The 25,214-nt window shown below is 72.2% G+C and carries 20 protein-coding genes and 1 riboswitch; of the genes, 16 read left to right on the top strand and 4 right to left on the bottom strand.

Going from position 1 to position 25,214, the window contains the following annotated elements:
• Positions 1–58: 58 nt before the first annotated feature.
• Entirely contained in the window at positions 59–802 is a 744-nt protein-coding gene (locus tag ACSU6M_RS14120) for an N-acetyltransferase (RefSeq protein WP_437075133.1), read from the top strand.
• 125 nt (positions 803–927) lie between these two features.
• On the opposite strand, the gene ACSU6M_RS14115 is transcribed toward ACSU6M_RS14120, so the two are convergent.
• Entirely contained in the window at positions 928–1,650 is a 723-nt protein-coding gene (locus ACSU6M_RS14115; RefSeq protein WP_437070054.1) for a hypothetical protein, read from the bottom strand.
• A 97-nt stretch (positions 1,651–1,747) separates the two neighbouring features.
• Positions 1,748–2,443, bottom strand: a complete 696-nt coding sequence (locus tag ACSU6M_RS14110; protein ID WP_437070053.1) for a hypothetical protein — start codon at positions 2,441–2,443, stop codon at positions 1,748–1,750.
• A 233-nt stretch (positions 2,444–2,676) separates the two neighbouring features.
• On the opposite strand from ACSU6M_RS14110, the gene ACSU6M_RS14105 reads away from it, so the two are divergent.
• From ACSU6M_RS14105 to ACSU6M_RS14035, 15 genes are all read left to right on the top strand, one after another.
• Positions 2,677–4,956: an N-6 DNA methylase gene (locus ACSU6M_RS14105; RefSeq protein WP_437075132.1), complete on the top strand. Its 2,280-nt coding sequence runs from the start codon at positions 2,677–2,679 to the stop codon at positions 4,954–4,956.
• A gap of 293 nt (positions 4,957–5,249) precedes the next feature.
• Positions 5,250–5,930 carry a hypothetical protein gene (locus tag ACSU6M_RS14100; protein WP_437070052.1) on the top strand — a complete coding sequence of 227 codons (681 nt, stop codon included), beginning with the start codon at positions 5,250–5,252 and terminating at the stop codon, positions 5,928–5,930.
• A 38-nt stretch (positions 5,931–5,968) separates the two neighbouring features.
• Complete coding sequence (locus ACSU6M_RS14095; RefSeq protein ID WP_437075130.1) at positions 5,969–7,453, top strand: protein kinase domain-containing protein; 1,485 nt, start codon at positions 5,969–5,971, stop codon at positions 7,451–7,453.
• Positions 7,454–7,612: 159 nt separating this feature from the next.
• Positions 7,613–8,260, top strand: a complete 648-nt coding sequence (locus tag ACSU6M_RS14090; RefSeq protein ID WP_437070051.1) for a SurA N-terminal domain-containing protein — start codon at positions 7,613–7,615, stop codon at positions 8,258–8,260.
• 183 nt (positions 8,261–8,443) lie between these two features.
• Positions 8,444–9,475 (top strand): nucleoside triphosphate pyrophosphohydrolase, encoded by a 1,032-nt coding sequence (locus ACSU6M_RS14085; protein ID WP_437070050.1) that lies wholly within the window; start codon positions 8,444–8,446, stop codon positions 9,473–9,475.
• Positions 9,476–9,687: 212 nt separating this feature from the next.
• Positions 9,688–11,013, top strand: coding sequence for a cytochrome P450 family protein (locus ACSU6M_RS14080; RefSeq protein ID WP_437070049.1), 1,326 nt, complete (start codon positions 9,688–9,690; stop codon positions 11,011–11,013).
• A 364-nt stretch (positions 11,014–11,377) separates the two neighbouring features.
• Positions 11,378–12,391 carry a transglycosylase family protein gene (locus ACSU6M_RS14075; protein WP_437070048.1) on the top strand — a complete coding sequence of 338 codons (1,014 nt, stop codon included), beginning with the start codon at positions 11,378–11,380 and terminating at the stop codon, positions 12,389–12,391.
• 183 nt (positions 12,392–12,574) lie between these two features.
• Positions 12,575–12,742: riboswitch (cyclic di-AMP (ydaO/yuaA leader) on the top strand.
• Between the two features lie 5 nt (positions 12,743–12,747).
• Positions 12,748–13,431, top strand: a complete 684-nt coding sequence (locus ACSU6M_RS14070) for a transglycosylase family protein (RefSeq protein WP_437070047.1) — start codon at positions 12,748–12,750, stop codon at positions 13,429–13,431.
• 225 nt (positions 13,432–13,656) lie between these two features.
• On the top strand, positions 13,657–14,937 hold the full coding sequence (gene eno, locus ACSU6M_RS14065) for a phosphopyruvate hydratase (protein WP_437070046.1): 1,281 nt from the start codon (positions 13,657–13,659) through the stop codon (positions 14,935–14,937).
• A gap of 115 nt (positions 14,938–15,052) precedes the next feature.
• Positions 15,053–15,529 (top strand): FtsB family cell division protein, encoded by a 477-nt coding sequence (locus ACSU6M_RS14060; protein ID WP_437070045.1) that lies wholly within the window; start codon positions 15,053–15,055, stop codon positions 15,527–15,529.
• Between the two features lie 52 nt (positions 15,530–15,581).
• On the top strand, positions 15,582–16,112 hold the full coding sequence (locus ACSU6M_RS14055) for a DUF501 domain-containing protein (protein ID WP_437070044.1): 531 nt from the start codon (positions 15,582–15,584) through the stop codon (positions 16,110–16,112).
• Positions 16,109–17,050: a Ppx/GppA phosphatase family protein gene (locus ACSU6M_RS14050; RefSeq protein ID WP_437070043.1), complete on the top strand. Its 942-nt coding sequence runs from the start codon at positions 16,109–16,111 to the stop codon at positions 17,048–17,050. Before ACSU6M_RS14055 ends, ACSU6M_RS14050 begins: the two co-directional genes overlap by 4 nt.
• Positions 17,051–17,181: 131 nt before the next feature.
• The gene (locus tag ACSU6M_RS14045; protein WP_437070042.1) at positions 17,182–18,069 is read left to right on the top strand and encodes a DUF2382 domain-containing protein; all 888 of its coding nucleotides are present in this window, start codon (positions 17,182–17,184) and stop codon (positions 18,067–18,069) included.
• Positions 18,070–18,553: 484 nt separating this feature from the next.
• Positions 18,554–19,942 carry an NAD(P)/FAD-dependent oxidoreductase gene (locus tag ACSU6M_RS14040; protein ID WP_437070041.1) on the top strand — a complete coding sequence of 463 codons (1,389 nt, stop codon included), beginning with the start codon at positions 18,554–18,556 and terminating at the stop codon, positions 19,940–19,942.
• A gap of 244 nt (positions 19,943–20,186) precedes the next feature.
• Positions 20,187–21,473 (top strand): class I SAM-dependent methyltransferase, encoded by a 1,287-nt coding sequence (locus tag ACSU6M_RS14035; RefSeq protein ID WP_437070040.1) that lies wholly within the window; start codon positions 20,187–20,189, stop codon positions 21,471–21,473.
• Positions 21,474–21,528: 55 nt separating this feature from the next.
• Here the strand turns inward: ACSU6M_RS14035 and ACSU6M_RS14030 are convergent, their stop codons facing one another.
• Entirely contained in the window at positions 21,529–24,057 is a 2,529-nt protein-coding gene (locus tag ACSU6M_RS14030; protein ID WP_437070039.1) for an ABC transporter permease, read from the bottom strand.
• Positions 24,057–24,827, bottom strand: a complete 771-nt coding sequence (locus ACSU6M_RS14025) for an ABC transporter ATP-binding protein (protein WP_437070038.1) — start codon at positions 24,825–24,827, stop codon at positions 24,057–24,059. Before ACSU6M_RS14025 ends, ACSU6M_RS14030 begins: the two co-directional genes overlap by 1 nt.
• Positions 24,828–25,214 lie beyond the last annotated feature (387 nt).

Genomic DNA, 25,214 nt, shown 5'->3' with positions numbered 1-25,214 from the left:
CCGGCGGGCTGCGGAAAATCGTTTCATGGCGTCGGGGCCGTCCGCCTACCGTGAGCGCATGGACGTGAAGGTGTCGACTCTCGCCGACCGCCCGGACCTGCTGGAACCGCTCTTCGACATGGCGGACACCTGGCCGGAGTTCGTGACGCAGGACCTCGTGGGGAACGCGCTGTACGGCCGGATCCCCACGGAGTTCCCGCGGTACGTCCTGGTCGCGCAGGACGAGCGGGGCGAGGTCGTCGCCCACGCCTTCAGCGTGCCGTTCGCCCTGGACGCCGAGGGCCGCGGGGAACTGCCCGCGCGTGGCTGGGACCAGGTGCTCACCTGGGCCTTCTCCGACCTGCGCCGCGGCGTCGCCTGCGACACCGTCAGCGCCATCGCCGTCACCGTCGCCCCGCAGGCCCAGGGCACCGGACTGTCCGGCCGGATGCTCACCGCGATGCACGACAACGCCCGTGCGCTCGGCCACCGGCAGGTCGTCGCCCCCGTACGCCCCAACGCCAAGCACCTCGAACCGCGTACGCCGATGCGGGAGTACGCGCACCGGGTGCGCCCCGACGGTCTGCCGCACGACCCCTGGATGCGGGTGCACGCCCGAGCGGGCGCCACCGTGGAGTCGGTGGCGCCCGCGTCGATGGCCGTGGCGGCCTCACTGGAGCAGTGGCGCCGCTGGACCGGCCTGCCCTTCGACACCGAGGGCGAGGTGGAGGTGCCCGGCGCGCTGGTGCCGGTGCGGTGCTCGCTGGAGCACGGGCAGGCGGTGTACGTCGAGCCGAACGTGTGGATGCGGCGGGTCTTCTGAGTCGCCGGGGCCTGCCGACCCTCGTCGGTGCCTGTCGGTGCCTGTCGGTGCCTGTCGGTGCCTGTCCGTGCCTGTCCGTCTGTCCGTGCCTGTCGGTGCCTGTCGGTGGCCGCCGGCGTCGGGTCTCAGCCGAGGTCGTCGAGGTCCAGGATCTCGCCCGCGGGCTTCTTCGCGCCGACCGGCTTGCCGTAGTCGCTGAAGGTGAGGGTGCCCGGGTCCTCGGCGTGCTCGGCGGTCAGCCGCAGCACGTACGGCTTGCCCTTGGTGGCGACGTACATCGTGGTGGTGTCCTTGCCGTCCTTCTCCACCAGGGCCAGTGCCGGAGTGCCGTCGATCGTGGTGGTCTTGCCGCGGGTGGCGTCCGAGGTGCCCTCCGTCTCCTCGCCCAGGAGCTGGTCGAGGGAGCAGAGGTCGGCGATGTCCGAGGCGTCCGACTCCTCACCCGACATCGTCCACTTCCCGGCGAGCATGTCCACCGCCGCCTCGACGTCCGCCTTGGGCTCGCCCTTCATCTGGGCGCGCAGGAACGCCTCGTCGTAGCGCATGTAGACGTTCTTGCCCACCTTGATCAGGTCCGTCTTGCCGCCGTCCGCGCCGATGGTGCCGACACAGTCGCCCTTCTGGTCCATGGCGAGGTCGATGCGCAGCATGCCGCCGGCGGTCTCGTCCTGCATGTCGCCCTTCACCCGCACCGACGGGGCGGCCGTGGTCGCCGCGAAGGCGGTGTCGATGATCTCGTCGCCGGACTGACCGGCGAAGGGGCCGTCGTCGTCGCTGTCGGCGCAGCCGGTGAAGAAGACGGCCGTCGTCACGGCGATGCAGACAGCGGCGAGAGTGGTGCGGCGCATGGGGGCTCCTAGGGGGTGTTCTTGCTTCTGTGCGGTGATGCCGGTGGTGAGTGGGGGGAGGGGGCGGGGGCGGGCGTGACGGCCCCCGCGGGGCGGGTCAGGACTTCTTCCAGTCCTTGCAGCCGGACGTCTTGAAGTAGGCGTCCGAGGCGCTGATGGTCACGACCGCGGTGCCGGAGACGTTGTTGTTGGCGATGATCGAGTCCATGGAGTGCTCGGCGTCCTTGGTCCGCTCCCAGTAGCACATGTCGTCCGCGTTGCCGGTGGACCTGTAGGTACCGGGCGCGATGTCGACGCCCACCTTGAACATGCCGCCGTCGCCTGCCATCTCGGCCGCCGGGGTGCCGCCCTCGGCCTTCGGGTCGACGGCCTCCCAGTCGGCGCAGTCGCTGGAGGTGAAGAGCTTGTCGGTGGGCTTGAGGGTGACATAGGCGGTGCCGGTCACGTTGTCGTTGGCCAGCAGCGAGTCCACCTCGCCGGAGGCGTCCTTGGCGCGCTCCCAGTAGCACAGACCGTCGCTGTTGCCGGTGCTGCGGTAGGTGCCGGGCCTGATGTCGCTGCCGACCTGGTACTCGCCGCTGCCTCCGACGGTGGCTTCCTTCTCGGCGGGCTCCTGGCCGGCGGCCTCACCGGTGCCCTTCCGGTCGCCCGGCTTGTGCTCGGCGGACGCCGAGGAGTCCTTGCCGCTGCCGGTGGAACCGCTGCCCCCGTCGTCACCGGCATTCGCCGACACGGCGGCGATGACGGCGAAACCCACGACCGCCCCCAGCGCGATCTTCCCCTTCATGCCCATGACTGTCCCCTCCCCTAGCGGTGACTGCCTCCCCGAGTGGGGCAGTCGCTGTTCGCTGGGTCAATAAGAGCATGCACTGTGAACCGAGTCAACACGGTTCACAGGGGTGGGCGAGTACACGGGCGTGAACGCCCGAACCTTGCGAACGGTCCGTGAATCGGGAGATCTTGTCTGCCTCGGTATGCTCGACGCCACACGGGGACGAGGGCAGGGGTTGAGGGGAGCGCATGCCAGTGCAGGACAACGCGACAGAGGTGACGGCCGCGGGGATCGCCCGGCTCGCCGGCGTCGGCCGCGCGGCCGTGAGCAACTGGCGCCGCCGCCACGCCGACTTCCCCAAGCCCGTCGGCGGCACCGAGACCAGCCCCTCCTTCGCGCTCGCCGAGGTCGAGGCATGGCTGCGCCGCCAGGGCAAACTCGCCGAAGTACCCCTGCGCGAACGGGTCTGGCAGCAGCTCGCCGGCCACCCCGAGGGTCCGGTCGCGGCGCTCGCCCACGCCGGATGCGTCCTGCTGCTCATCCACGACCGGCCGACGGTGTGGCTGGAGGTGAGCGCGGGCTCCGACGAACGGCTGGCCGCGATGCTGCCGGAGGCGCTGCGGCAGGTGCTGGTGACGCGCTTCGGGGACGGAGGGCCGGGCGGCGGCGTCAACAGCGGTACGGCGGCGACCGCCCGGTCGGGTGGGAAGGGACCGCGGACTGTGAACACGGCGGCCTCTTCGCCGGGGTCTGTGAACAGCGGCACCGGTGTTCCAGCCGTGCCGGGGGCGCGAGGCGCCGCCTCTGTGAACACCCCGCCCACCCAGAGCCCCGCATCACGCGTTCACACCGCACCCGGCGGCACCCAGCCCCCCGCTGTGCACACACGCCGGCCTGTGAACACCGCCGGTGCCGTTCACCTCCCCACCGGCCCGGAGATCCTCCCCTCCGCCCCCCTGCTGCGCGGCGCCGCCGAACTCGCGACGGAGCTCGGCGCCCGGCAGACCTTCGAGTTCCTGCTCGGCCGCCACCTCGACGCCAACCCGCGCCAGTACACCCTCACGCCCGCCGAACTCGCCCACCTCATGGCCGAACTCGCCGGCCCCGCCCGCACCGTCCTCGACCCCGCCTGCGGCACCGGCGCCCTGCTGCGCGCCGTCGACGCCCGCCCCGATCAGGAGCTGTACGCCCAGGACAGCGCCCCCGAACTGGCCGCGCTCACCGCGCTCCGCCTCGCCCTGCACACCCGCGCCGCCGTGCACGGCGCCTACGGCGACACCCTGCGCGCCGACGCGCATCCCGCGCTGCGCGCCGACGCCGTCCTGTGCCACCCGCCGTTCAACGAGCGCAACTGGGGCCATGACGAACTCGCCTACGACCCGCGCTGGGAGTACGGCTTCCCCGCCCGCAACGAGTCCGAGCTCGCCTGGGTCCAGCACGCCCTCGCCCGGCTGCGCGAGGGCGGCACGGCCGTGCTGCTGATGCCGCCCGCCGCGGCCTCCCGGCGCTCCGGCCGCCGCATCCGGGCCGACCTGCTGCGCCGCGGGGCGCTGCGCGCGGTCGTCGCCCTGCCCGTCGGCGCCGCGCCGCCCTACAACATCCCCCTGCACCTGTGGCTGCTGCGCCGGCCCGGACACCCGCCCGCCCAGCCGGAGGTGCTGCTCGCGGACGCCGGGCAGTTCGCCGGAGAGGGGCGCGGCGGGCCCGACTGGCGTGCCGTGCAGGAGGCGGTGCTCGACGCCTGGCGCGCCTTCGACCGCGACGGCACCGTCGAGGAACAGCCGGGCCTGGCCCGTGCCGTGCCCGTCATCGAACTCCTCGACGACGACGTCGACCTGGCCCCCGCCCGCCATCTCCCGCCCGCGGCGGCGGCCGACGGCGCCGAACAGCTCACGGCCGTACGCGACCGCCTCGGCGAGACCCTGCGCCTGACGGCCGACCTCGCCCCCGCCCCGGCCGGTGCCCCCCAGACCGCGCGCTGGCCGATGACCACCGTCGGTGAACTTGCGCGCGGCGGCGCCCTGGTGATGCGCACCGGCGGAAACGGCGGCCACGCGCGCGTGCGGGTGCTCACCGACCATGACGTGCTGGCCGGAACGGCTCCCTCCGGCTCTCTTCCCGAGAGCGACGAGGAGGCCGTGCTGACGGAGCCCGGTGACGTCGTCGTGCCGGTGCTCGGGGGCGGCGCGGTGGCGCGCGTCATCGACGACGCGACCGCAGGCGCCGCCCTGGGGCGCAACCTCGTCCTCCTGCGCCCCGACCCCGCCGCGCTCGACCCCTGGTTCCTCGCCGGGTTCCTGCGCGGCACCGCCAACAACCGCCAGGCCAGCAGCTACGCCTCCACCGCCACCCGCCTCGACGTGCGGCGCCTGCAACTGCCCCGGCTCGCGCTCGACGAACAGCGGCGCTACGGCGCCCGTTTCCGCGCCCTGGACGAGTTCGAGCGGGCACTGAGGCTGGCCGGCCGACTCGGGGACCAGCTCGTGCGCGGGATGTACGACGGCCTGACGGACGGGACGGTCACCCCGGACTGAGGAGCGGGCGAGGCGGCCAGAGGGGCGGGCGAGGGGCGTGCGAGGCCGTAGGGAGGGGGTGCGCGGCGCGGGGCGCGGGGCGTGAGCCGGGACGAGCGCCCGTCGGCCACCTGTGCCACCTGCGCCGCCTTCGACGCCGTACGACGTGATCAGCACGACAACGGTTCGGTACAACCCTGGACCCGCTGTCGTAGTCGGCCTATACGCTCGAAGCGACAATCGGCCGACCGGCGTTGCCCGACGCCGGCCGGTTCCCGTACGCCCCACCGCGGGCACAGGCATCAGGAGCAGTCATGCATGGCCACGGCTACACGCAGCCGGTGAAGCAGCCGCCCCCGACCGGGTGGCTGGTCTTCCTGCGCGTGCTGTTCGTGGTGATCTCGATCCTCAGCCTCGGCTTCCTCACCTGGTCGATGCTGCTGCGGCTGGCGATCGTCACGCGCAAGTCCCTCGACTGGGGCCTGTTCGTGGCCGTGCTGGCCGTCGACGTGCTGGCGGTGGTGCTGCTGGGCACCGAACCGGGCGAGGAGATCCACACCGCCGGCGGCTGGACCGGACTCGCCCTGCTGCTGGGCACGCTGGTGGTCGTCATCGCGTACTACCTCGCCGCGGACGTGCGCCACTTCCACCAGATGCGCTACGGCGCGTACGCGCCCCGGCCGGCGTACGGATATCCGCCCGCGCCCGGCGCGTACGCCCCAGGGGCGGCCGGCGGGGCGGCCACCACCGTCCACCACCCGCCCCTGAACCCGAACACCCCCGGCGCCCCGCACACCTCCACCCCGCAGACCCCGCCCCCGCACACCCCGCCCCCCATACCGGGCCCCGCCGCCACCGTGCCCCCGGCGCACACCCCGCCGCCCCAGCGCCCCGGACCGGCCCGTATCGACCAGGTGCGCGCCGAACTCGACGAGCTCAGCAACTACCTGCGGCAGCACGACAGCCATGACGGCGGCCGCGAGGGCGGCAGGTGACCGTGACGGCAGGGCGTGTCGTCGCCGGGCGCTACCAGCTGGCCACGCTCATCGGCCAGGGCGGCATGGGCCAGGTGTGGACGGCCTACGACCAGCGGCTCGACCGGCGCGTGGCGGTGAAGCTGCTGCGCCCCGACAAGGTGGCCGGCCAGGAGGCCGACGAGCTGCGCCGCCGCTTCGTACGCGAGTGCCGGGTGACGGCACAGGTCGACCACCCCGGTCTGGTCACCGTGCACGACGCCGGGAGCGAGGGCGAGGAGCTGTTCCTCGTCATGCAGTACGTCGACGGGGCCGACCTGTCCGACCATCTGGCCGAGCACGACCCCTACCCGTGGCAGTGGGCGGTGGCGGTCGCCGCGCAGCTGTGCGCCGTGCTGAGCGCCGTGCACGCCGTGCCGATCGTCCACCGCGACCTCAAGCCGCGCAATGTGATGGTCAAGCAGGACGGCACGGTCACCGTCCTCGACCTCGGCGTCGCCTCCGTCATGGACAGCGACACCACCCGGCTGACCCACACCGGCTCGCCCATCGGCTCGCCCGCCTACATGGCCCCCGAGCAGGCGATGGGCGGCGCGGTCGGCCCGTATACCGACCTGTACGCGCTCGGGGTGCTATTGCACGAACTGCTCAGCGGCGACGTCCCGTTCGCGGGCTCCACCGCGCTCGGCGTGCTGCACCGGCACCTGTACGAGCCCCCGCTGCCGGTGCGCCGGCTGCGCCCGGAGGTGCCGCAGGCCCTGGAGGACCTGGTGCTGCGCCTGCTCGCCAAGGACCCCCAGCACCGTCCCGCCTCCGCGCAGGAGGTCTACGAGGAGCTCGCGCCGCTCCTGCCCGCGCGCGGCACCCCCACCGGGGCGCCCCTGGACCCCACGCGCCCCTTCCTGCGCCCCCACGCCCCCTGGCCGGACCGGGCGCGCACCCCCGCCCCGCAGCCCGCGCCCGTGACGCCCGTCGACGAGAAACCCGATGTCGCGCGCGCGGTCGACCAGGTCAAGCAGTTGCTCGGCGAGGGCCGCATCACCCAGGCCGTCGACATCCTCGGCGCGATCCTGCCCGCCGCCGCCGAACAGCACGGCGAGCACTCCCCGGTCGTCCGCACCCTGCGCAAGCAGTACGCCGCCACGCTCATGGACGACGGCCAGTACCGGCGCGCGCTGCCCGAACTGCGCCGCCTCGCCGACGAACGGGCCGCCGAGGCCGGCCAGGCCGACCCGCAGTCCCTGCGCTACCGCTACGACGCCGCGCAGTGCCTGGAACAGCTCGGCGAACCCGCGGCCGCGCTCGCCGCGTACCGGGAGCTGCTGCCGTACTACGAGAACCGGTACGTCTTCGCCGACCCCGAGCTCGCCCACGACGTGCGCCGCCGCATCGGCCACCTGCTGCTGGCCCTCGGCGACCGGGCGGCCGCCCACGACACGCTCGTACGCCTTCTGCACGACGTCGAGCGCCTGCGCGGGCCCGGCCACCCGCTCGCCGCCGACATCGGCCGCACCCTGCAGTGGCTGGGGCAGGTACGGGGCTGAACCGCGCCTGAGGACCGAGACGCGGCGGGCGAGCGCGCGCCGGTGCCCGAAGTCCTGGTGAATCGTTGGTCGAATGGGTTGGCCAGAGCTGCGCCGCTGCCTACCATCGATCACCGCAAGACCTTGTGCACCGTCGCACAATCTCCTCGGGAGGTTTCCTTGCACCGCCGCCGTCGCACCGCGCTCGTCCTCACCGCCGCGATCGCCGCCGCGGCCCCTCTCCTCACCGCCTGCGGAAACGATGCGCACCCCGGTGCGGCAGCCGTCGTCGGCGGCCAGCGGATCACCGTCTCCCAGCTCGAGAACCGGGTCGAGGAGGTACGTGACGCCCAGCGCGCGGCGGTGGCGGACGAGGCGCAGTACGCCCAGACCATCGCCAAGACCGGCAGCCTCACCCGCGACACCCTGCACGGCATGGTCCTCGACCGCGTGCTGCATCGCGCCGCCGAGGACGCCGGTGTCACCGTCAGCCGCAAGGAGGTCCAGGAGATGCGGGCCGGCCTGGAGCGGCAGGCGGGCGGCGCCAAGGCGCTCCAGACGGCCTGGCTCCAGCAGTACGCCGTGGCCCCCGAGCGCCTCGACGAGAACCTGCGCCTGCAACTGGAGGCCCAGAAGCTCGCCGCCAAGCTCGGCACCGACACCAGCCAGCCCGCCTTCTGGCAGGCCCTGTCCAAGGCGTCCAAGCAGCTCGACATCGACCTCAACCCGCGCTACGGCACCTGGGACGCGGAGAAGGTCGGCCGCGTGGACGCCAGGACACCGTGGGTGCGGGATGTGACGGCTCCGGCGGAGCAGCGGCCGGCGTAACGGTACGGCGGGGGCCACCTGGTCGGGGGCGGACCGGCCGGGAGGGTCCGCACCGGTCGACGCAAGGTCCGGTCGGGGAGGCCCCGCGCCGGTCGGAGCAGGGCGGGTCGATGATGTGATGATCGGACTCGGCCTGTGGACAACTCACGCCGCCGTGTCCGCGGCTTGCGTTACGTTCGGATCGTGAACGCAACCAGCCACGCATCCGCCCCGGACCTCCCCGAGCCCACCGACACCCCCGGCCGCATCGTCCTGCTCACCACCAGCCACCGGGTCGCCCCCGGCCTGCTGTCCTGGCCCGCGTGGCAGGCACTGCGCACCGCCGACCGTGTCCTGTGCGCGGACGGCGCCCACCCCCAGCTTCCGTATCTGCGCGAGGCGGGGATCACCGTGGCCGAGGCCGCCCCGAGCGCCGAGGAGCTGGTCGACGCCTGCGCGGGCGGCCACACCGTGGTCGTCGTGGCCACCGGCGAGGGCGACCCCGCCCTCACGGACGGTCTGGCGCGCCTCGCCGGTTCCGGCAGGGTGCGGATGCCGGAGCTGGAGCTGCTGCCCGCCTCCTACGACCTCCCCGGCGCCCGGCTGCTCGACCTCGTGCAGGTCATGGACCGCATCCGCGCCGAGTGCCCGTGGTCCTCCCGGCAGACGCACGAGGGCCTGGCGAAGTACGGCATCGAGGAGGCGTACGAGCTCGTCGAGGCGATCGAGGAGGGCCACCGCGAGGAACTGCGCGAGGAGCTCGGCGACGTCCTGCTCCAGGTCGTGTTCCACGCCCGCATCGCCGAGGAGCACCCCGACGAGCCGTTCTCCATCGACGACGTCGCCGGCGGCATCGTGGCCAAGCTCATCCACCGCCACCCGCACGTCTTCGGCGACGAGACCGCCACCACCCCCGAGGACGTCAAGGCGCACTGGCTGCGCACCAAGGCCGAGGAGAAGCGCCGCTCCTCCGTCACCGAAGGCATCCCCCTGCACCAGCCCGGCCTCGCCCTCGCGGCCAAACTCGCCTCCCGCGCCCGCACGGCCGGCCTCGACGTCCCCCTGCCCACCACCGAGGGCATCGGCTACGAACTCCTCGCCCTGGCCGCCCGAGCCGAATCCGAGGGCATCGACCCCGAGGCAGCCCTGAGAGCAGCGGCCCGCGCCTACCGCGACGCGATACGGGCGGCGGAGACGGGGGCCGACCGGGACACGAGCGCGGACGCTCAAGAGTAAGGAGGACACCAGCCCCGCGATCGCAGGCGGTCGACTGCCGGGGACCGGCAGGACACCCGCCCGGCGACGGGGGCGGTCGACTGCGCGGGAGCGGGAGCCCGCCACCCCACCTGCCCGCCCCCCATCTGCCCGCCCCCCCACGTGCCCCCCGCGTGCCCGCCCCCACCTGCCCACCCCCCACCTGCCCACCCCCGACGGGATACCGTCGATCGGTGACCAACCACCCCCACCCGACCGACGACCCCGCCGGCGCCGCCCCCGACAACCCCGACAACCCCGCCGCCCCCGTCCCCCCGGCGCCCGAGCTCTTCACCTGGGAGTTCGCCACCGACCCCTACCCCGCCTACGCCTGGCTGCGGGAGCACGCGCCCGTGCACAGGACGCGGCTGCCGAGCGGGGTGGAGGCGTGGCTGGTCACCCGTTACGCGGACGCCAAGCAGGCCCTCGCTGACGCCCGGCTGTCCAAGAACCCGGAGCACCACGACGAGCCGGCGCACGCCAAGGGGAAGACCGGTATCCCCGGCGAGCGCAAGGCGGAGCTGATGACGCATCTGCTCAACATCGACCCGCCGGACCACACCAGGCTCCGGCGGCTGGTGAGCAAGGCGTTCACCCCGCGCAGGGTCGCCGAGTTCGCGCCGCGGGTGCAGGAACTGACCGACCAGCTGATCGACCGGTTCGCGGCGAAGGGCGAGGCCGATCTCATCCACGAGTTCGCCTTCCCGCTGCCCATCTACGCCATCTGCGACATGCTGGGCGTCCCGCGCGAGGACCAGGACGACTTCAGGGACTGGGCGGGCATGATGATCCGGCACGGCGGCGGGCCGCGCGGCGGGGTCGCGCGGTCGGTGAAGAAGATGCGCGGCTACCTCGCCGAGCTCATCCACCGCAAGCGGGAGGCCCTGCCCGCCGAACCCGCTCCCGGCGAGGACCTCATCTCCGGGCTCATCCGCGCCTCGGACCACGGTGAGCACCTCACCGAGAACGAGGCGGCGGCGATGGCGTTCATCCTGCTGTTCGCCGGGTTCGAGACCACCGTCAATCTCATCGGAAACGGCACGTACGCCCTGCTCACCCACCCCGGCCAGCGGGAGCGTCTGCAGCGCTCCCTCGCCGCGGGGGAGCGGGAGCTGCTCGCGACCGGGGTGGAGGAACTGCTGCGCTACGACGGCCCGGTGGAGCTGGCCACCTGGCGGTTCGCCACCCGGCCGCTGACCATCGGCGGGCAGGACATCGCGCCGGGCGACCCCGTGCTGGTCGTGCTGGCCGCCGCGGACCGGGACCCGGCGCGGTTCGCCGACCCGGACACGCTCGACCTGTCCCGGCGCGACAACCAGCACCTGGGATACGGGCACGGCATCCACTACTGCCTGGGCGCGCCGCTGGCCCGGCTGGAGGGGCAGACCGCGCTGGCCACGCTCCTGACCCGGCTCCCGGACCTCCAACTGGCCGTCGACCCGGCCGAGTTGCGCTGGCGCGGCGGCCTCATCATGCGCGGCCTGCGCACCCTCCCGGTCAGCTTCACCCCAACGGCCTGACCCCCCACCCGACCGGCGCACGACCACCACCCGGCCACCCACCCGGCCACCGGCCCGGCCACCCACCCGACCGCTCGCCCGACCGGTCGGCCGCCTCCCCTCCCAGCACCCGGCACACCAAGGAACCCCCCACCACGCGACCCTGACGCGGGCAAACGTGACACGCCCTCAAGTCTGTGATCTTCACGTGATCTGCGCGGCATGAACTTGTGACAAGTGATCGTCTGCCTATACGTTCACCCATCAGCACGGCGCCCAGGCGCCGCGCGGTCATTGCTGTCGCCCGAAAGGTCTCCGCATGCTCTCCGGGAACGGTCGACACCGTCGCCCCCGTCAGGCTCCGGCTCTCCTCGTCGCGGCCGGAGTGACCGGCTCCGCCATCGCCATCCCGCTGCTCGGCGCCTCGGGCGCGAGCGCGGCGGACGGCGCGACGTGGGACAGCGTCGCGGAGTGCGAGACCGGCGGGGCGTGGAGCGCGAACCACGGGTACGGCGAGTACGGCGGCCTCAGGCTGTCGCAGACCGACTGGGAGAACTACGGCGGACTGGACTACGCCCCGAGCCCCGACCAGGCGAGCCGCCAGCAGCAGATAGCCGTGGCCGAGCGGATCCTGGCGGACCAGGGCATCGCGGCGTGGCCGACGTGCGGCCCGCTGGTGGGTCTGGGCCACGACTCCGCGCCGGCCGACGTCGACACGGGCGTCGCCGAGGACGCGCCGCTCGTTCCCGGACTGACGGGCGGCTCCGGTTCGTCCGGCTCGTCCGACTCCTCCGATCCGTCCCCTTCGCCCTCCCTCACGACTGACGACCCGTCGGCCGGGGCGACCGGTGCGGCCGGCGCGACCGGCGCCGAGACGGACGATCCGACCAATACCACCAAGAGGGACACTTCCTCCGATTCCGCCTCGACCTCCGGCTCCACGGCGGACCCGAGTGGCACCTCCACCACCTCCCCCTCGCCGGACGCCACCCAGGAATCCGGTGGCGCGTCGACGGGGACCTCCGGGGACGACCCGGACAACTCCGGTCGGACCGCCCCGCCTTCGGACCCCGCGACCGAGCCCGGCACCGGCCGCCACCGCGGCAGCAGCGCCGAGGAGGGCGCGGGCGGCACCGCGGACGGGTCCGCCGCGGACGGCCGCGGCGCCGACTCCACGGGCCGTCACGCCTCGCGCAGCGGCGCGGACGCGCGGGGCGTCGTGGACGGCGAGTACGTCGTCCGTGAGGGCGACAGCCTGTGGGGCATCGCCGACTCCCTTGAGCTCCAGGGCGGATGGTCGGAGCTGTATGCCGAGAACCGTGAGACGGTCGGCGCCGACCCGGACCTCATCCTTCCCGGTCAGACGCTTGCCCTCGGGGGCGAAACGGGCGAAAAGTAGCGGGAGTTAGCGTCACGGTTCGATGGCTAATGTCCGTTTTGGCGAAAGTGTGGGATGAGTCTCAGAGGCCCTGATCGTCTTTGAAATTCGGCCGATCGCGTGTCTACGGTCATGACCGCTCGCCAATGCGAGCCCCGGCCGCCGCAACGCCGAATCCTGCCAGTGGCGGCCAGGGAACAGTCGTCGCGTCATGCGCCGTAGGCAGGAGCGGGGGACCCAAGGTAAGTGCCGGGCCCAGCAGTTGAAGCTGGCTCGGCTTGGGGTGAAGCCGCGGTTCGCAAGAGCCGCGGCCGGGCAACTCAACCGGCCCGAACCCGACAGCTCACCTCGCAGGCGTCGGTGAGGGGATCTCCACCATGCTGTTTTCCGGCAAGGGCAAGCACCGTCGTCCGTCCAAGGCCACTCGCGCCATCGCCATCGCCGGTGTGACCGGCGCCGCCGTCGCCGCCCCGCTGATGGCGGCCGGCAACGCCTCCGCCGCCACCGCCTCCGAGTGGGACGCCGTCGCCCAGTGCGAGTCCGGCGGCAACTGGTCCATCAACACCGGCAACGGCTACTACGGCGGTCTGCAGTTCTCCGCCTCCACCTGGGCCGCGTACGGCGGCACGCAGTACGCCGCCACCGCCGACCAGGCCAGCAAGGCCCAGCAGATCGAGATCGCCGAGAAGGTCCTCGCGGGCCAGGGCAAGGGCGCCTGGCCGGTCTGCGGCGTGGGCCTGTCCAACGCCGCCTACGACGGTGGCTCCGCCGCTCCCGCCGAGCCCCAGGCCGAGGCCCCCGCCCCCGCCCCGCGCGAGACCGAGCAGCCCGCCTCCCGTTCGCAGGAGCGCCCGGCCGCCAAGAAGACCGTCACCACCCCGACCGGCAAGAAGGTCAAGAAGGGCGACGGCGAGTACAAGGTCGTCGAGGGCGACACCCTCAGCACCATCGCCGAGGAGCACGACGTCAAGGGCGGCTGGGAGAAGCTGTTCCAGCTCAACAAGGACATCGTCGAGGACGCCGACCTCATCTACCCGGGCCAGCAGCTGCACCTGAAGTAGGCAGCAGGGCCCGCAGGGCTCCCCGCCCCGGTGCGTGTTCCCCCGTGCGCACCGGGGCGGGGCTTTTTGTGAAACAGTCTTTGTTCCGTTAGGAAACAATTTACGCTCGGTTCCGTCCACGGGGTGGGCGGTCGGATGGCCGATCCCCCCGAGCCGGTTAGGCTCGTCTCGCAGAGCCACACCCGCGGTTCTGCCCACCGCGTCACATCCACGAAGGAGATGCTCGTGCCGTCCATCGACGTCGTCGTAGCCCGGGAAATCCTGGACTCCCGAGGCAACCCCACGGTCGAGGTCGAGGTCGGCCTCGACGACGGCAGCACGGGTCGTGCCGCCGTCCCGTCCGGCGCCTCCACCGGCGCCTTCGAGGCCATCGAGCTCCGCGACGGCGACTCCAACCGCTACCTCGGCAAGGGCGTGGAGAAGGCCGTCCTCGCGGTCATCGAGCAGATCGGCCCGGAGCTGGTCGGCTACGACGCCACCGAGCAGCGGCTGATCGACCAGGCCATGTTCGACCTGGACGCCACCGACAACAAGGGCTCCCTCGGCGCCAACGCCATCCTCGGCGTCTCGCTCGCCGTCGCCCACGCCGCCTCCGAGGCCAGCGACCTGCCGCTGTTCCGCTACCTGGGCGGCCCCAACGCGCACCTGCTGCCGGTGCCGATGATGAACATCCTGAACGGCGGCTCGCACGCCGACTCCAACGTGGACATCCAGGAGTTCATGATCGCCCCGATCGGCGCGGAGTCCTTCTCCGAGGCCCTGCGCTGGGGCGCCGAGGTCTACCACACACTGAAGAAGGTCCTGAAGAACAAGGGCCTGGCCACCGGCCTCGGCGACGAGGGCGGCTTCGCCCCGAACCTCGGCTCCAACCGCGAGGCCCTCGACCTCATCCTCGAGGCCATCAAGGAGGCCGGCTACACCCCCGGCGAGCAGATCGCCCTGGCCCTCGACGTGGCCGCGTCCGAGTTCTACAAGGACGGCGTGTACGTCTTCGAGGGCAAGGAGCGCTCCGCCGCCGAGATGACGGAGTACTACGCCGAGCTGGTCGACGCCTACCCGCTGGTCTCCATCGAGGACCCGCTGTTCGAGGACGACTGGGAGGGCTGGAAGACCATCACCGCCCAGCTCGGTGACAAGGTCCAGCTCGTCGGCGACGACCTGTTCGTCACCAACCCCGAGCGCCTGGCCCGCGGCATCGAGGAGGGCGCCGCCAACGCCCTGCTCGTCAAGGTGAACCAGATCGGCTCGCTCACCGAGACCCTGGACGCCGTCGAGCTGGCCCAGCGCAACGGCTTCAAGTGCATGATGTCCCACCGCTCCGGCGAGACCGAGGACGTCACCATCGCCGACCTGGCCGTCGCCACCAACTGCGGCCAGATCAAGACCGGCGCCCCGGCCCGCTCCGAGCGCGTCGCCAAGTACAACCAGCTGCTGCGCATCGAGGAGATCCTCGACGACGCCGCGGTGTACGCCGGCCGCAGCGCCTTCCCGCGCTTCAAGGGCTGACAAGCGGCTTCATGGGCTGAGCCTCACCACGGGGTCAGCCAGTCGTACGTACGTCCCCGTACTCGGTCCCGTACCGTGTGCGGGGACGTACGCGCGTGAACGGGAGGCGGGCAACATGGCCGTGAAGGACCGGGACCGGTTCTCCACCGCGACCAGACTGCGGCTGCTCGGCGAGCAGACCGCGGCCCGTGTCTACCGCTCCCAGACCCGCCGCCAGGCCCGCCGCTCCCGGCTCACCGGCCGCGCCGCCCTGCTGGCGCTGGTCGTGTGCTCGCTGGTGGTGGCCCTCGCCTACCCGATGCGGCAGTACGTGGCCCAGCGCGCCGAGATCGCCGACATGGAGCGGGAGCGGCGCCAGGCCCAGGAGCGCGTCGAACAGCTGCGCGACCTCAAGGCGCGCTGGCAGGACGACGCGTACGCCGAGCAGCGCATCCGGGAACGGCTGCACTATGTGATGCCGGGGGAGACCGGCTACGTCGTCATCGACCCGGACGCGGCCGAGCAGTCCCGCGCCGACCAGGGGGCGGCCGACCGCCCCTGGTACTCCAACGTCTGGGACGGCGTCGACAAGGCGGACGCCGCCGACCGGTGACCGACCGACAGCCCGCCCGCCCCACCGAACCGACCGTCAGAGAAAGACAGGCATGGAAACGCCCCCGCCGACCACACCTCGCACCGAGCCCACCGACGCGGACGTCGAGGCATTCAAGCAGCAGCTCGGCCGCCCGCCGCGCGGGCTGCGCGCCATCGCGCACCGGTGCCCGTGCGGTCAGCCGGACGTCGTCGAGACGGCCCCGCGGCTGCCCGACGGCACCCCCTTCCCGACGCTGTACTACCTGACGTGCCCCAAGGCCAACTCGGCCATCGGCACGCTGGAGGCGAACGGCGTGATGAAGGAGATGACCGAGCGCCTCCAGTCCGACCCGGAGCTCGCCGCCGCCTACCGCGCCGCGCACGAGGACTACATCCGGCGCCGCGACGAGATCGAGGAGCTGAAGAACTTCCCGAGCGCGGGCGGCATGCCGGACCGCGTCAAGTGCCTGCACGTCCTGGTCGCCCACTCGCTGGCCGCCGGCCCCGGCGTGAACCCGCTGGGCGACGAGGCCCTCGCGATGCTGCCCGAGTGGTGGAGCAAGGGCGCCTGTGTGACGCTCCCCGAGGAGGACGCCCAGTGACCCGTGTGGCCGCCGTCGACTGCGGTACGAACTCCATCCGCCTGCTGGTCGCCGACTGCGACCCGGCCACCGGTGAACTGACCGACCTGGACCGCCGTATGACGATCGTGCGGCTCGGCCAGGGCGTCGACCGCACCGGGCGGCTGGCGCCCGAGGCGCTGGAGCGGACCTTCGCCGCCTGCCGCGAGTACGCGGCGGTCGTCAAGGAGCACGGCGCCGAGCGGCTGCGGTTCGTGGCCACCTCCGCCTCCCGCGACGCCGAGAACCGCGACGAGTTCGTGCGCGGGGTCATGGACATCCTGGGCGTCGAGCCCGAGGTCATCTCGGGCGACCAGGAGGCCGAGTTCTCCTTCACCGGGGCGACCAGGGAGCTGTCCGGGCACGACCACCTCCCCGGCCCCTACCTGGTGGTGGACATCGGCGGCGGCTCCACGGAGTTCGTGGTCGGCGAGGACCATGTGCGCGCGGCGCGCTCCGTGGACGTCGGCTGCGTCCGCATGACCGAGCGGCACCTGGTGCGCGAGGGCCGGGTCACCGACCCGCCCACCGCGGAGCAGATCGCCGCGATGCGCGCCGACATCGAGGCCGCCCTCGACCTCGCCGAGCGCACGGTCCCGCTGCGCGAGGCGCGCACCCTGGTGGGCCTGGCGGGCTCGGTGACGACCGTCTCGGCGATCGCCCAGGAGCTGCCCGCGTACGACTCGACGGCCATCCACCACTCCCGGATCTCCCGGCAGCGGGTCCGCGAGATCACCGAGTGGCTGCTGCGCTCCACCCACGCCGAGCGCGCCGCCGTGCCGTCCATGCACCCCGGGCGGGTGGACGTGATCGCCGCGGGCGCGCTCGTGCTGCTGTCGATCATGGAACGGATCGGTGCGGAGGAGGTCGTGGTCAGCGAGCACGACATCCTGGACGGCATCGCCTGGTCGGTCGTGTGACGCCAGTTCTCTGACGTGCAGGGATAGCACTTACGGAAAGAATGTGCCCTTTTGTGGCCCATGGGTAGTTTCGTCACTTTTGTGGCGTAAACCCGTGATGGGAATCGCTCCGGAAGAAGGGTGAAGCAAGCATGATCACCAAAGAGCAGATTCCCGCGGTCCTGGACCATCCGGTCCTCGACGAGGGCGGCAAGAAGATCGGTGAGGCCAAGCACGTCTTCCTCGACGACGCCACGGGGCGTCCCGAATGGGCCTCGGTGAAGACCGGCCTGTTCGGCACCAGCGAGTCCTTCGTGCCGATCCGGGACGCCTCGCTCGTGGACGACCACATCGAGGTCCCGTACTCCAAGAGCAAGGTCAAGGACGCCCCGCATGTGGACGTCGACGCCGGCGGGCACCTCTCGGAGTCCGAGGAGCACCGGCTCTACGAGTACTACGGCATGCGCTGGGACGAGTCCTGGGCGCGCGCCAACGAGCCCGGCGAGGGCGGCTGGGCCCGCCAGGACACCACGGGCACGGCCGGCGCGGCGGGTGCCGCGGGCATGGCCGGCGCCGCGGGCACGGCGGCGGGCACCGGCATGGGTACCGGCGAGCAGGCCGGCCGGACCGGTCCCGGCTACCAGGACGACGCCATGACCCGCTCCGAGGAGGAGATGCACGTCGGCGTCGAGCGCCGCGAGGTGGGCCGCGCCCGGCTGCGCAAGTACGTCGTGGCCGAGGAGGAGGAGCGCACCGTTCCGCTGCGGCACGAGGAAGTGCGCGTCGAGCGCGAGCCGATCACCGAGGCCAACCGGGACGCAGCCCTGTCCGGTCCGGAGATCAGCGAGGCCGAGCACGAGGTCGTGCTGCACGAGGAGCGGCCGGTCGTGGAGACCGAGGTCGTCCCGAAGGAACGGGTCCGGCTGACCACCGAGGAGCACACCGAGCAGGAGACCGTGCGCGGGCAGGTCCGCAAGGAGCGCATCGAGGGTGACGCCGACACCATCGACGACCCCGACGAGCCGGGCTACGGCCGCTAGCGCAGCCCTCCCACCCCCCTCGGCAATGAGCGCCGCCGACGGCTCCGGCGGCGCTCTCGCCGGACCCCCACCGCCCCCGCCGGGCACCTCTGTTGAGCAGGTCAGCGCCCCGTTTGAGCGCCCCGAAGGGACTCTCGGAGACGCCGCCGCGGAAAAGTTCGTGAAGTTCTTCACAAGGAATTCGGTTCCGACGGGGGCTCAGGGGCCTCCGATAGGCCGTTCCAGGGGCCCTTGAAGCCTTCGAATGCGAGACGAGGCGTCTTCTCAGGGGGTGGCACCCAGGGGGTCCGCAGCGCCCTCACGACGGTTTCCGAGCGCAGGAGAGGCAGCTCACGCGCTATGGACAACGGTCCAGGCCACCGCCCGGTTCCCGATCCGTAGCGTGGCCTGGGTCACGTGGGCGGCGGAGTGTAACACGGGGTCCACCGAAGCTTGTGAAGGGGCGCACGAGCGACCCCCCTGAGGCGGGTGGATACTCGATGGCATGAGCACCACGGAGCGTCCCAGGATCCTCGTAGTAGGCGGTGGGTACGTAGGCCTGTACGCAGCTCGGCGCATCCTGAAGAAGATGCGCTACGGCGAGGCGACCGTCACGGTCGTCGACCCGCGGTCGTACATGACCTACCAGCCCTTCCTCCCCGAAACCGCCGCCGGCAGCATCTCCCCGCGTCACGTCGTCGTCCCGCTGCGACGCGTGCTGCCCAAGGCGGAGGTCCTCACCGGCCGGGTCACCACCATCGACCAGGACCGCAAGGTCGCCACCGTCGCCCCGCTGGTCGGCGAGGCGTACGAGCTGCCCTTCGACTACCTGGTCATCGCGCTCGGCGCCGTCTCCCGCACCTTCCCGATCCCCGGCCTCGCCGAGCAGGGCATCGGCATGAAGGGCATCGAGGAGGCCATCGGCCTGCGCAACCACGTCCTGGAGCAGCTGGACAAGGCCGACTCCACCACCGACGAGGAGATCCGCCGCAAGGCGCTCACCTTCGTCTTCATCGGCGGCGGCTTCGCCGGCGCGGAGACGATCGGTGAGGTCGAGGACATGGCCCGCGACGCGGCCAAGTACTACAAGAACGTGTCCCGCGAGGACATGCGCTTCATCCTCGTCGACGCCGCCGACAAGATCCTCCCCGAGGTCGGCCCCAAGCTCGGCCAGTACGGCAAGGAGCACCTGGAGAGCCGTGGCGTGGAGATCTACCTCTCCACCTCCATGGACTCCTGCGTCGACGGCCACGTGGTGCTGAAGAACGGCCTGGAGGTCGACTCCAACACCATCGTGTGGACCGCCGGCGTCAAGCCCAACCCGGCGCTCGCCCGCTTCGGCCTGCCGCTCGGCCCCCGCGGTCACGTCGACGCCGAGCCCACCCTCCAGGTCAAGGGCACCGACTACATCTGGACCGCCGGCGACAACGCCCAGGTCCCGGACCTCGTCGGCCGCAAGGCGGGCAACGAGAACGCCTGGTGCCCGCCCAACGCCCAGCACGCGCTGCGCCAGGCCAAGGTCCTCGGCGACAACGTGATCTCCGGCATGCGGGGCTTCCCGCAGAAGGAGTACAGCCACGCCAACAAGGGCGCGGTCGCGGGTCTCGGCCTGCACAAGGGCGTCGCGATGATCGTCCTGGGCAAGTTCAAGATCAAGCTCAAGGGCCGGCTCGCCTGGTACATGCACCGCGGCTACCACGGTCTGGCCATGCCGACCTGGAACCGCAAGATCCGCGTCTTCGCGGACTGGACGCTCGGCATGTTCCTCAAGCGCGAGGTCGTCTCGCTCGGCGCCCTGGAGACTCCCCGCGAGGAGTTCTACGAGGCCGCCAAGCCGGCGCCCGCCCCGGCCGCCGTCGCCCCGAAGACCGAGGAGCGGGCCAAGGCATCCTGACCCAGGGCCCGTCCGACCACACGGTCACAACGCCGAAGGACCTCCTGCCATCCGTGGTGCGGGAGGTCCTTCGGCGTTGTCCGGCGGCCGCCGCCTGCCCGGAGTATTTGCGCGGATATGACGCGCGTGGGGGACTGCGGGCCGGGCGCCCAGGTGTTTACGTGGAGTCAGACACCCGGAACGCACTTCCCCGGCCGGCGCCCTCCGCCGAGCCGGAGAGGCCCCTATCGGAGGTGTGTGCGCCATGGCCGACGTCGCGCCGCGGCTGAAGAGCCTGCTCGAACAGGTGCTGGGAGCCGAACTCCCGGTCCGTATCCGCGCCTGGGACGGTTCCGAGGCCGGCCCCCCGGACGCCCCCGCGCTGGTGGTGCGCAACCGCCGTGCCCTGCGGCGGCTGCTGTTCAAACCGGGCGAGCTGGGCCTGGCCCGCGCCTGGGTCGCCGGGGACCTGGAGGTCGAGGGCGATCTGTACGCCGTCCTGGACCGGATGGCGGGCCTGGTCTGGGAGCGCGGCGAGGACGCGCGGACCCTGCGCCAGGCCCTCGCCGACCCCGAGGCACGCGCCGCCGCCGCCGCGCTGGTGAGGCTCGGCGGGCTCCCGCTGCCGCCCGCGCCGCCGCCCGAGGAGGTGCGCCGCCCCGGCCATCTGCACACCCGCCGCACCGACCGGCGCGCCATCAGCCACCACTACGACGTCGGCAACGACTTCTACGAACTCGTCCTCGGCCCGTCCATGGTGTACTCCTGCGCCTACTGGCAGGACGGCGGGACGCTGGAGGACGCCCAGCGCGACAAGCTCGAACTCGTCTGCCGCAAGCTCGCCCTGAGGCCCGGTCAGTGGCTCCTCGACGTCGGCTGCGGCTGGGGGTCCATGGCGATCCACGCGGCCCGCGAGCACGGCGTCAGCGTCGTCGGGATCACCCTGTCCCAGGAACAGGCCGCCTACGCCCGCAAGCGCGTCGCCGACGAGGGACTGACCGACAGGGTGGAGATCCGCGTCCAGGACTACCGGGACGTCACCGACGGCCCCTACGACGCGATCTCCTCCATCGGCATGGCCGAACACGTCGGCGCCGAGCGGTACCTGGAGTACGCCCGCCATCTGCACGGCCTGCTCGCCCCCGGCGGACGGCTCCTCAACCACCAGATCGCGCGCCGCCCGCAGAGCGACGAGGGCTCCTACCGCGTGGACCCCTTCATCGACGCCTACGTCTTCCCCGACGGCGAACTCCAGCCCGTCGGCGCCACCGTGGCGGCCCTGGAGCGGGCCGGGTTCGAGGTCCGCGACCTGGAGTCGATCCGCGAGCACTACGGCCTCACCCTGCGCCGCTGGGTGGCCAACCTGGAGGAGCACTGGGAACACGCCGCCCGGCTCGCCGGCGCCGGGCGGGCCCGGGTCTGGCGGCTGTACATGGCCGCCTCCGCCCTCGCCTTCGAGCACCACCGCATCGGCGTCAACCAGGTCCTCGCGGTGCGCACCCCCGCCTCGGGCGCCTCCGGGATGCCGCTGCGCTCGCGCACCTGGAACTGACGGAACGCCAAAGGGCCCCGCTCTCCAGGAGAACGGGGCCCTTCCTGCCGTACGCCTACTCCGACTTGATGGCCGTCAGCATGTTCAGCCGGGCCGCGCGCCGGGCCGGCCACAGCGCGGCCAGCATGCCGACCCCCGCGGCCAGCAGCAGGAACACGGCCATCCGGCCCCACGGCAGCACCAGTTCGTACGTCGCCATGCGCGTGCCCAGCAGCTCACCGGCCGCCCAGCCGAAGAACACCCCGAGCCCGACGCCGAGCACCCCGCCGAACAGGGAGATCACCAGCGACTCCAGGCGGACCATCCGCTTCACCGCACGGCGGTCCAGCCCGATCGCCCGGAGCATGCCGATCTCCTGGGAGCGCTCGAACACCGACATGGCCAGGGTGTTGATGACACCGAGGACCGCCACGATCACCGCCATGGCCAGCAGGCCGTAGAGCATGTTCAGCATCAGCGTGAACATCTGCGCGATCTCACGGGAGATGTCCTTCTGGTCCTGGACGCTGATCGCCGGGTTGGAGCCCAGGGCCCGCTCCAGGCGGTCCTCGGTCGCCTGCGAGGCGCCGCCGGCCGTCTTCACCAGCACCGTCATGTCGCTCGGCTCGTCCTGGTGCGGGGCGAGCGCGGCGTTGTCCACGAGGATGCCGTTGATCATGTCGTTGCCCTGGTAGACCCCGGCGACGGTCAGCCGCTGCCGGGCGCCGTCCTCGTAGGCCACCGTGAACGACGAACCGGCGCGCCAGCCGTGCGACGCCGCCGTGCCGTCGTCGACCACGACCTCGCGTCCGGCGACCGTGAAGGAGCCCTCGTCGACGGCGAGGTCGGTCAGCTCGGCGATGACGGGCCCGTCGACGCCGGTCAGGTACTCCGTCTCGCCGCCGATCCGGGAGGGCGAGTTGCGCATCGGGCTGGTCGCGGTGACGCCCTCGACCCGCTTCAGCTTCCGCTCGACGTCCGGCGACAGGCTGTTGCCGTTGGCCATCGAGACGACGTAGTCCGCCTTCAGGGAGGCCGAGGCCATCTTGTCGATCGACTTCTGCAGGCTGCCCGCCATCACCGTCATACCGGTGATCAGCGTCAGGCCGATCATCAGCGCGGAGGCGGTGGCGGCGGTACGGCGCGGATTGCGCACCGAGTTCTGCCGGGCCAGCTTGCCGGAGACGCCGAAGGCGCGCAGCAGCGGGGCGGCGGCCGCGATCAGCGGACGCGACAGCAGCGGGGTCAGCACGAACACGCCGATGATCAGCAGGACCGCGCCCAGCCCCATCGGGGCCTGGCCGTCGGAGCCGCTCATCGTGGTCGCCCCGAGGACGACCGCCACACCGGCCGCGGAGAACAGCGCGCCGATGGTGTTGCGCAGCACCAGCGACTTGGTGGTGGCCTTGGCGTGCACGCTGCTCATCGCCGCCACCGGCGGGATCTTCGCGGCCCGGCGGCCGGGCAGCCACGCGGCCAGCATGGTGATCACGATGCCCACCACGAGGGCGGTGACGACCGTGCTGGGCGCGATCACCAGCGGGCCGTCCGGGACGGTCGCGCCCAGGGTGCCCATCAGCGCCTTGAGGCCCGCGCCGATGCCCACACCGGCGAGCAGACCGGTGACACCGGCGACCGCGCCGACCACGAACGCCTCGACCAGCACCGACCGCGTCACCTGCCGGCGGGAGGCGCCGACGGCGCGCAGCAGCGCCAGCTCCTTGGTGCGCTGGGCGACCAGCATGGTGAAGGTGTTGGCGATGATGAAGGTGCCGACGAACAGCGCGATCCCGGCGAAGACCAGCAGGCCCTGCTTCAGACCGCTCATCGAGGAGGCGATCAGCTCGGCCTGGTCGTCGGCGAGCTGCCGACCGGTCGTGGTCTCCACCAGATCCCGGGGCAGCGCCTTGTCGAGGGCGGCCTTCAGCTGCTCCTGGGAGGTGCCGGCCGCCGCCTTGACGTCGATCTGGTCGTACGTGCCCGGCTTGCCGAACAGCTTCTGCGCGGAGGCGGTGTCGAACAGGGCGAGGCTGCCGCCCGCGGCGACATTGCCGTCGTCGGTGGTGAAGACGCCGGTGATCCTCGGGGTGAGCACGGGGCCGTCCACGGACAGGCGGACGGTGTCGCCGACCTCGTACCCGGCGCGCTCGGCCGTCTTCTCGTCCAGCAGCACCTCGCCGGTGCCGTGCGGGGCGCGTCCGGCGGTCAGGGGGTAGCGCGGGTCCTCGGCGCCCCAGTAGTTGCCGCCCTGGGACTGGAAGCCGTCGCCGATCAGCTTGCCGTCCTTGTCGGCGAGGGCGGTGTAGCCGGTGACCACGCCGATCGCGGAGGCGGCGCCGGGGACCTCGGTGCTCCGCTCGAGCAGCGACTGGGGCAGCTCGGGCGTCTTGCCGACCCGGTCGCCGGACGCCTCCCGGTGCTCGGGCTCCACGGCCACGTCGACCTGGTCGAAGCCCTTGGCGAAGCTCTTCTGGTAGGCGTCGGAGATGGTGCTGGTGAACACCAGTGTCCCGGAGACGAAGGCCACGCCGAGCATCACGGCGAGGACGGTCATCATCAGCCGGGCCTTGTGCGCGAGGACGTTGCGCAGGGCGGTGCGGAACATCAGGAGGTACGGCCCTTCGCGTCGAACTGCTTCATACGGTCGAGGACGCCGTCGGCGCTCGGGCCGTACATCTCGTCCACGATCCGGCCGTCGGCGAGGAAGACCACCCGGTCCGCGTAGGCGGCGGCGACGGGGTCGTGGGTGACCATGACGACGGTCTGGCCCAGCTCGCGCACCGAGTTGCGCAGGAAGCCCAGCACCTCGGCGCCGGAGCGGGAGTCGAGGTTGCCGGTGGGCTCGTCGCCGAAGACGATGTCGGGCCGGGAGGCGAGCGCGCGGGCGACCGCGACGCGCTGCTGCTGGCCGCCGGAGAGCTGCGAGGGGCGGTGGCCGAGCCGCCCGGACAGGCCGACCATCTCGATGACGGTGTCCAGCCACTGCTTGTCCGGCTTACGGCCCGCGATGTCCATCGGCAGGGTGATGTTCTCCAGCGCGGTCAGCGTCGGCAGCAGGTTGAACGCCTGGAAGATGAAGCCGATCTTGTCCCGGCGCAACCTGGTGAGCTGCTTGTCCTTCAGGGAGCCCAGCTCGGTGTCGCCGATGCGCACCGAGCCCGAGGAGAAGCTGTCGAGTCCGGCCACGCAGTGCATCAGCGTGGACTTGCCGGAGCCGGAGGGACCCATGATCGCGGTGAACTCGGCCTGGCGGAACTCGACGGAGACCCGGTCGAGGGCGACCACCTGGGTCTCGCCCTGTCCATAGATCTTGGACAGCTCCGTGGCGCGTGCGGCCACCGCGGTGGCGCGGCCGGCGAGGGGTGTCGTGGTCACGGGAAGGCGCTCCTGTCGGGACGGGGATGTGCGAAGGACTCGATCCATCGTCCAGCCGGGGCGGAGCCCTGTAGTCAGCCGCTGCGCCGGTTCCGGGGGCCGTCTCCGGTCGGACCGGGCGCCTGGCCGTCATACCTGGGGATGACGGGCGACCCCGACTCAAGCCCTGGTCGAGGGCGTCTCGGGCGCCCTTGCGGGGGGCCCGTCCGGGGCGGTGAAATTCCGTCATTCCGCATACGCCGTGCGTCACCGCGCGTCAGGCTAGTGGCAAGTGCGGATGGCCCGTACCACGGGCTGATGCTCCCTCAGACGTCAATAAAATAAGACAACATGGGTTCGCGACTCAGCTGTTCGGGGGGCGCGCCCCGATAGGCTCGACAGCCGAAG

It is taken from the genome of Streptomyces sp. enrichment culture, assembly GCF_964272895.1.
Taxonomy (GTDB): domain Bacteria; phylum Actinomycetota; class Actinomycetes; order Streptomycetales; family Streptomycetaceae; genus Streptomyces.
This window is presented reverse-complemented; position numbering and strand designations above follow the sequence as displayed.

Coding starts and splice junctions, on each gene's coding strand:
- ACSU6M_RS14120 (WP_437075133.1), top strand. CDS start 59: ATGGACGTGAAGGTGTCGACTCTCGCCGACCGCCCGGACCTGCTGGAA.
- ACSU6M_RS14115 (WP_437070054.1), bottom strand. CDS start 1,650: ATGCGCCGCACCACTCTCGCCGCTGTCTGCATCGCCGTGACGACGGCC.
- ACSU6M_RS14110 (WP_437070053.1), bottom strand. CDS start 2,443: ATGGGCATGAAGGGGAAGATCGCGCTGGGGGCGGTCGTGGGTTTCGCC.
- ACSU6M_RS14100 (WP_437070052.1), top strand. CDS start 5,250: ATGCATGGCCACGGCTACACGCAGCCGGTGAAGCAGCCGCCCCCGACC.
- ACSU6M_RS14070 (WP_437070047.1), top strand. CDS start 12,748: ATGCTGTTTTCCGGCAAGGGCAAGCACCGTCGTCCGTCCAAGGCCACT.
- ACSU6M_RS14060 (WP_437070045.1), top strand. CDS start 15,053: ATGGCCGTGAAGGACCGGGACCGGTTCTCCACCGCGACCAGACTGCGG.
- ACSU6M_RS14055 (WP_437070044.1), top strand. CDS start 15,582: ATGGAAACGCCCCCGCCGACCACACCTCGCACCGAGCCCACCGACGCG.
- ACSU6M_RS14045 (WP_437070042.1), top strand. CDS start 17,182: ATGATCACCAAAGAGCAGATTCCCGCGGTCCTGGACCATCCGGTCCTC.
- ACSU6M_RS14040 (WP_437070041.1), top strand. CDS start 18,554: ATGAGCACCACGGAGCGTCCCAGGATCCTCGTAGTAGGCGGTGGGTAC.
- ACSU6M_RS14035 (WP_437070040.1), top strand. CDS start 20,187: ATGGCCGACGTCGCGCCGCGGCTGAAGAGCCTGCTCGAACAGGTGCTG.
- ACSU6M_RS14030 (WP_437070039.1), bottom strand. CDS start 24,057: ATGTTCCGCACCGCCCTGCGCAACGTCCTCGCGCACAAGGCCCGGCTG.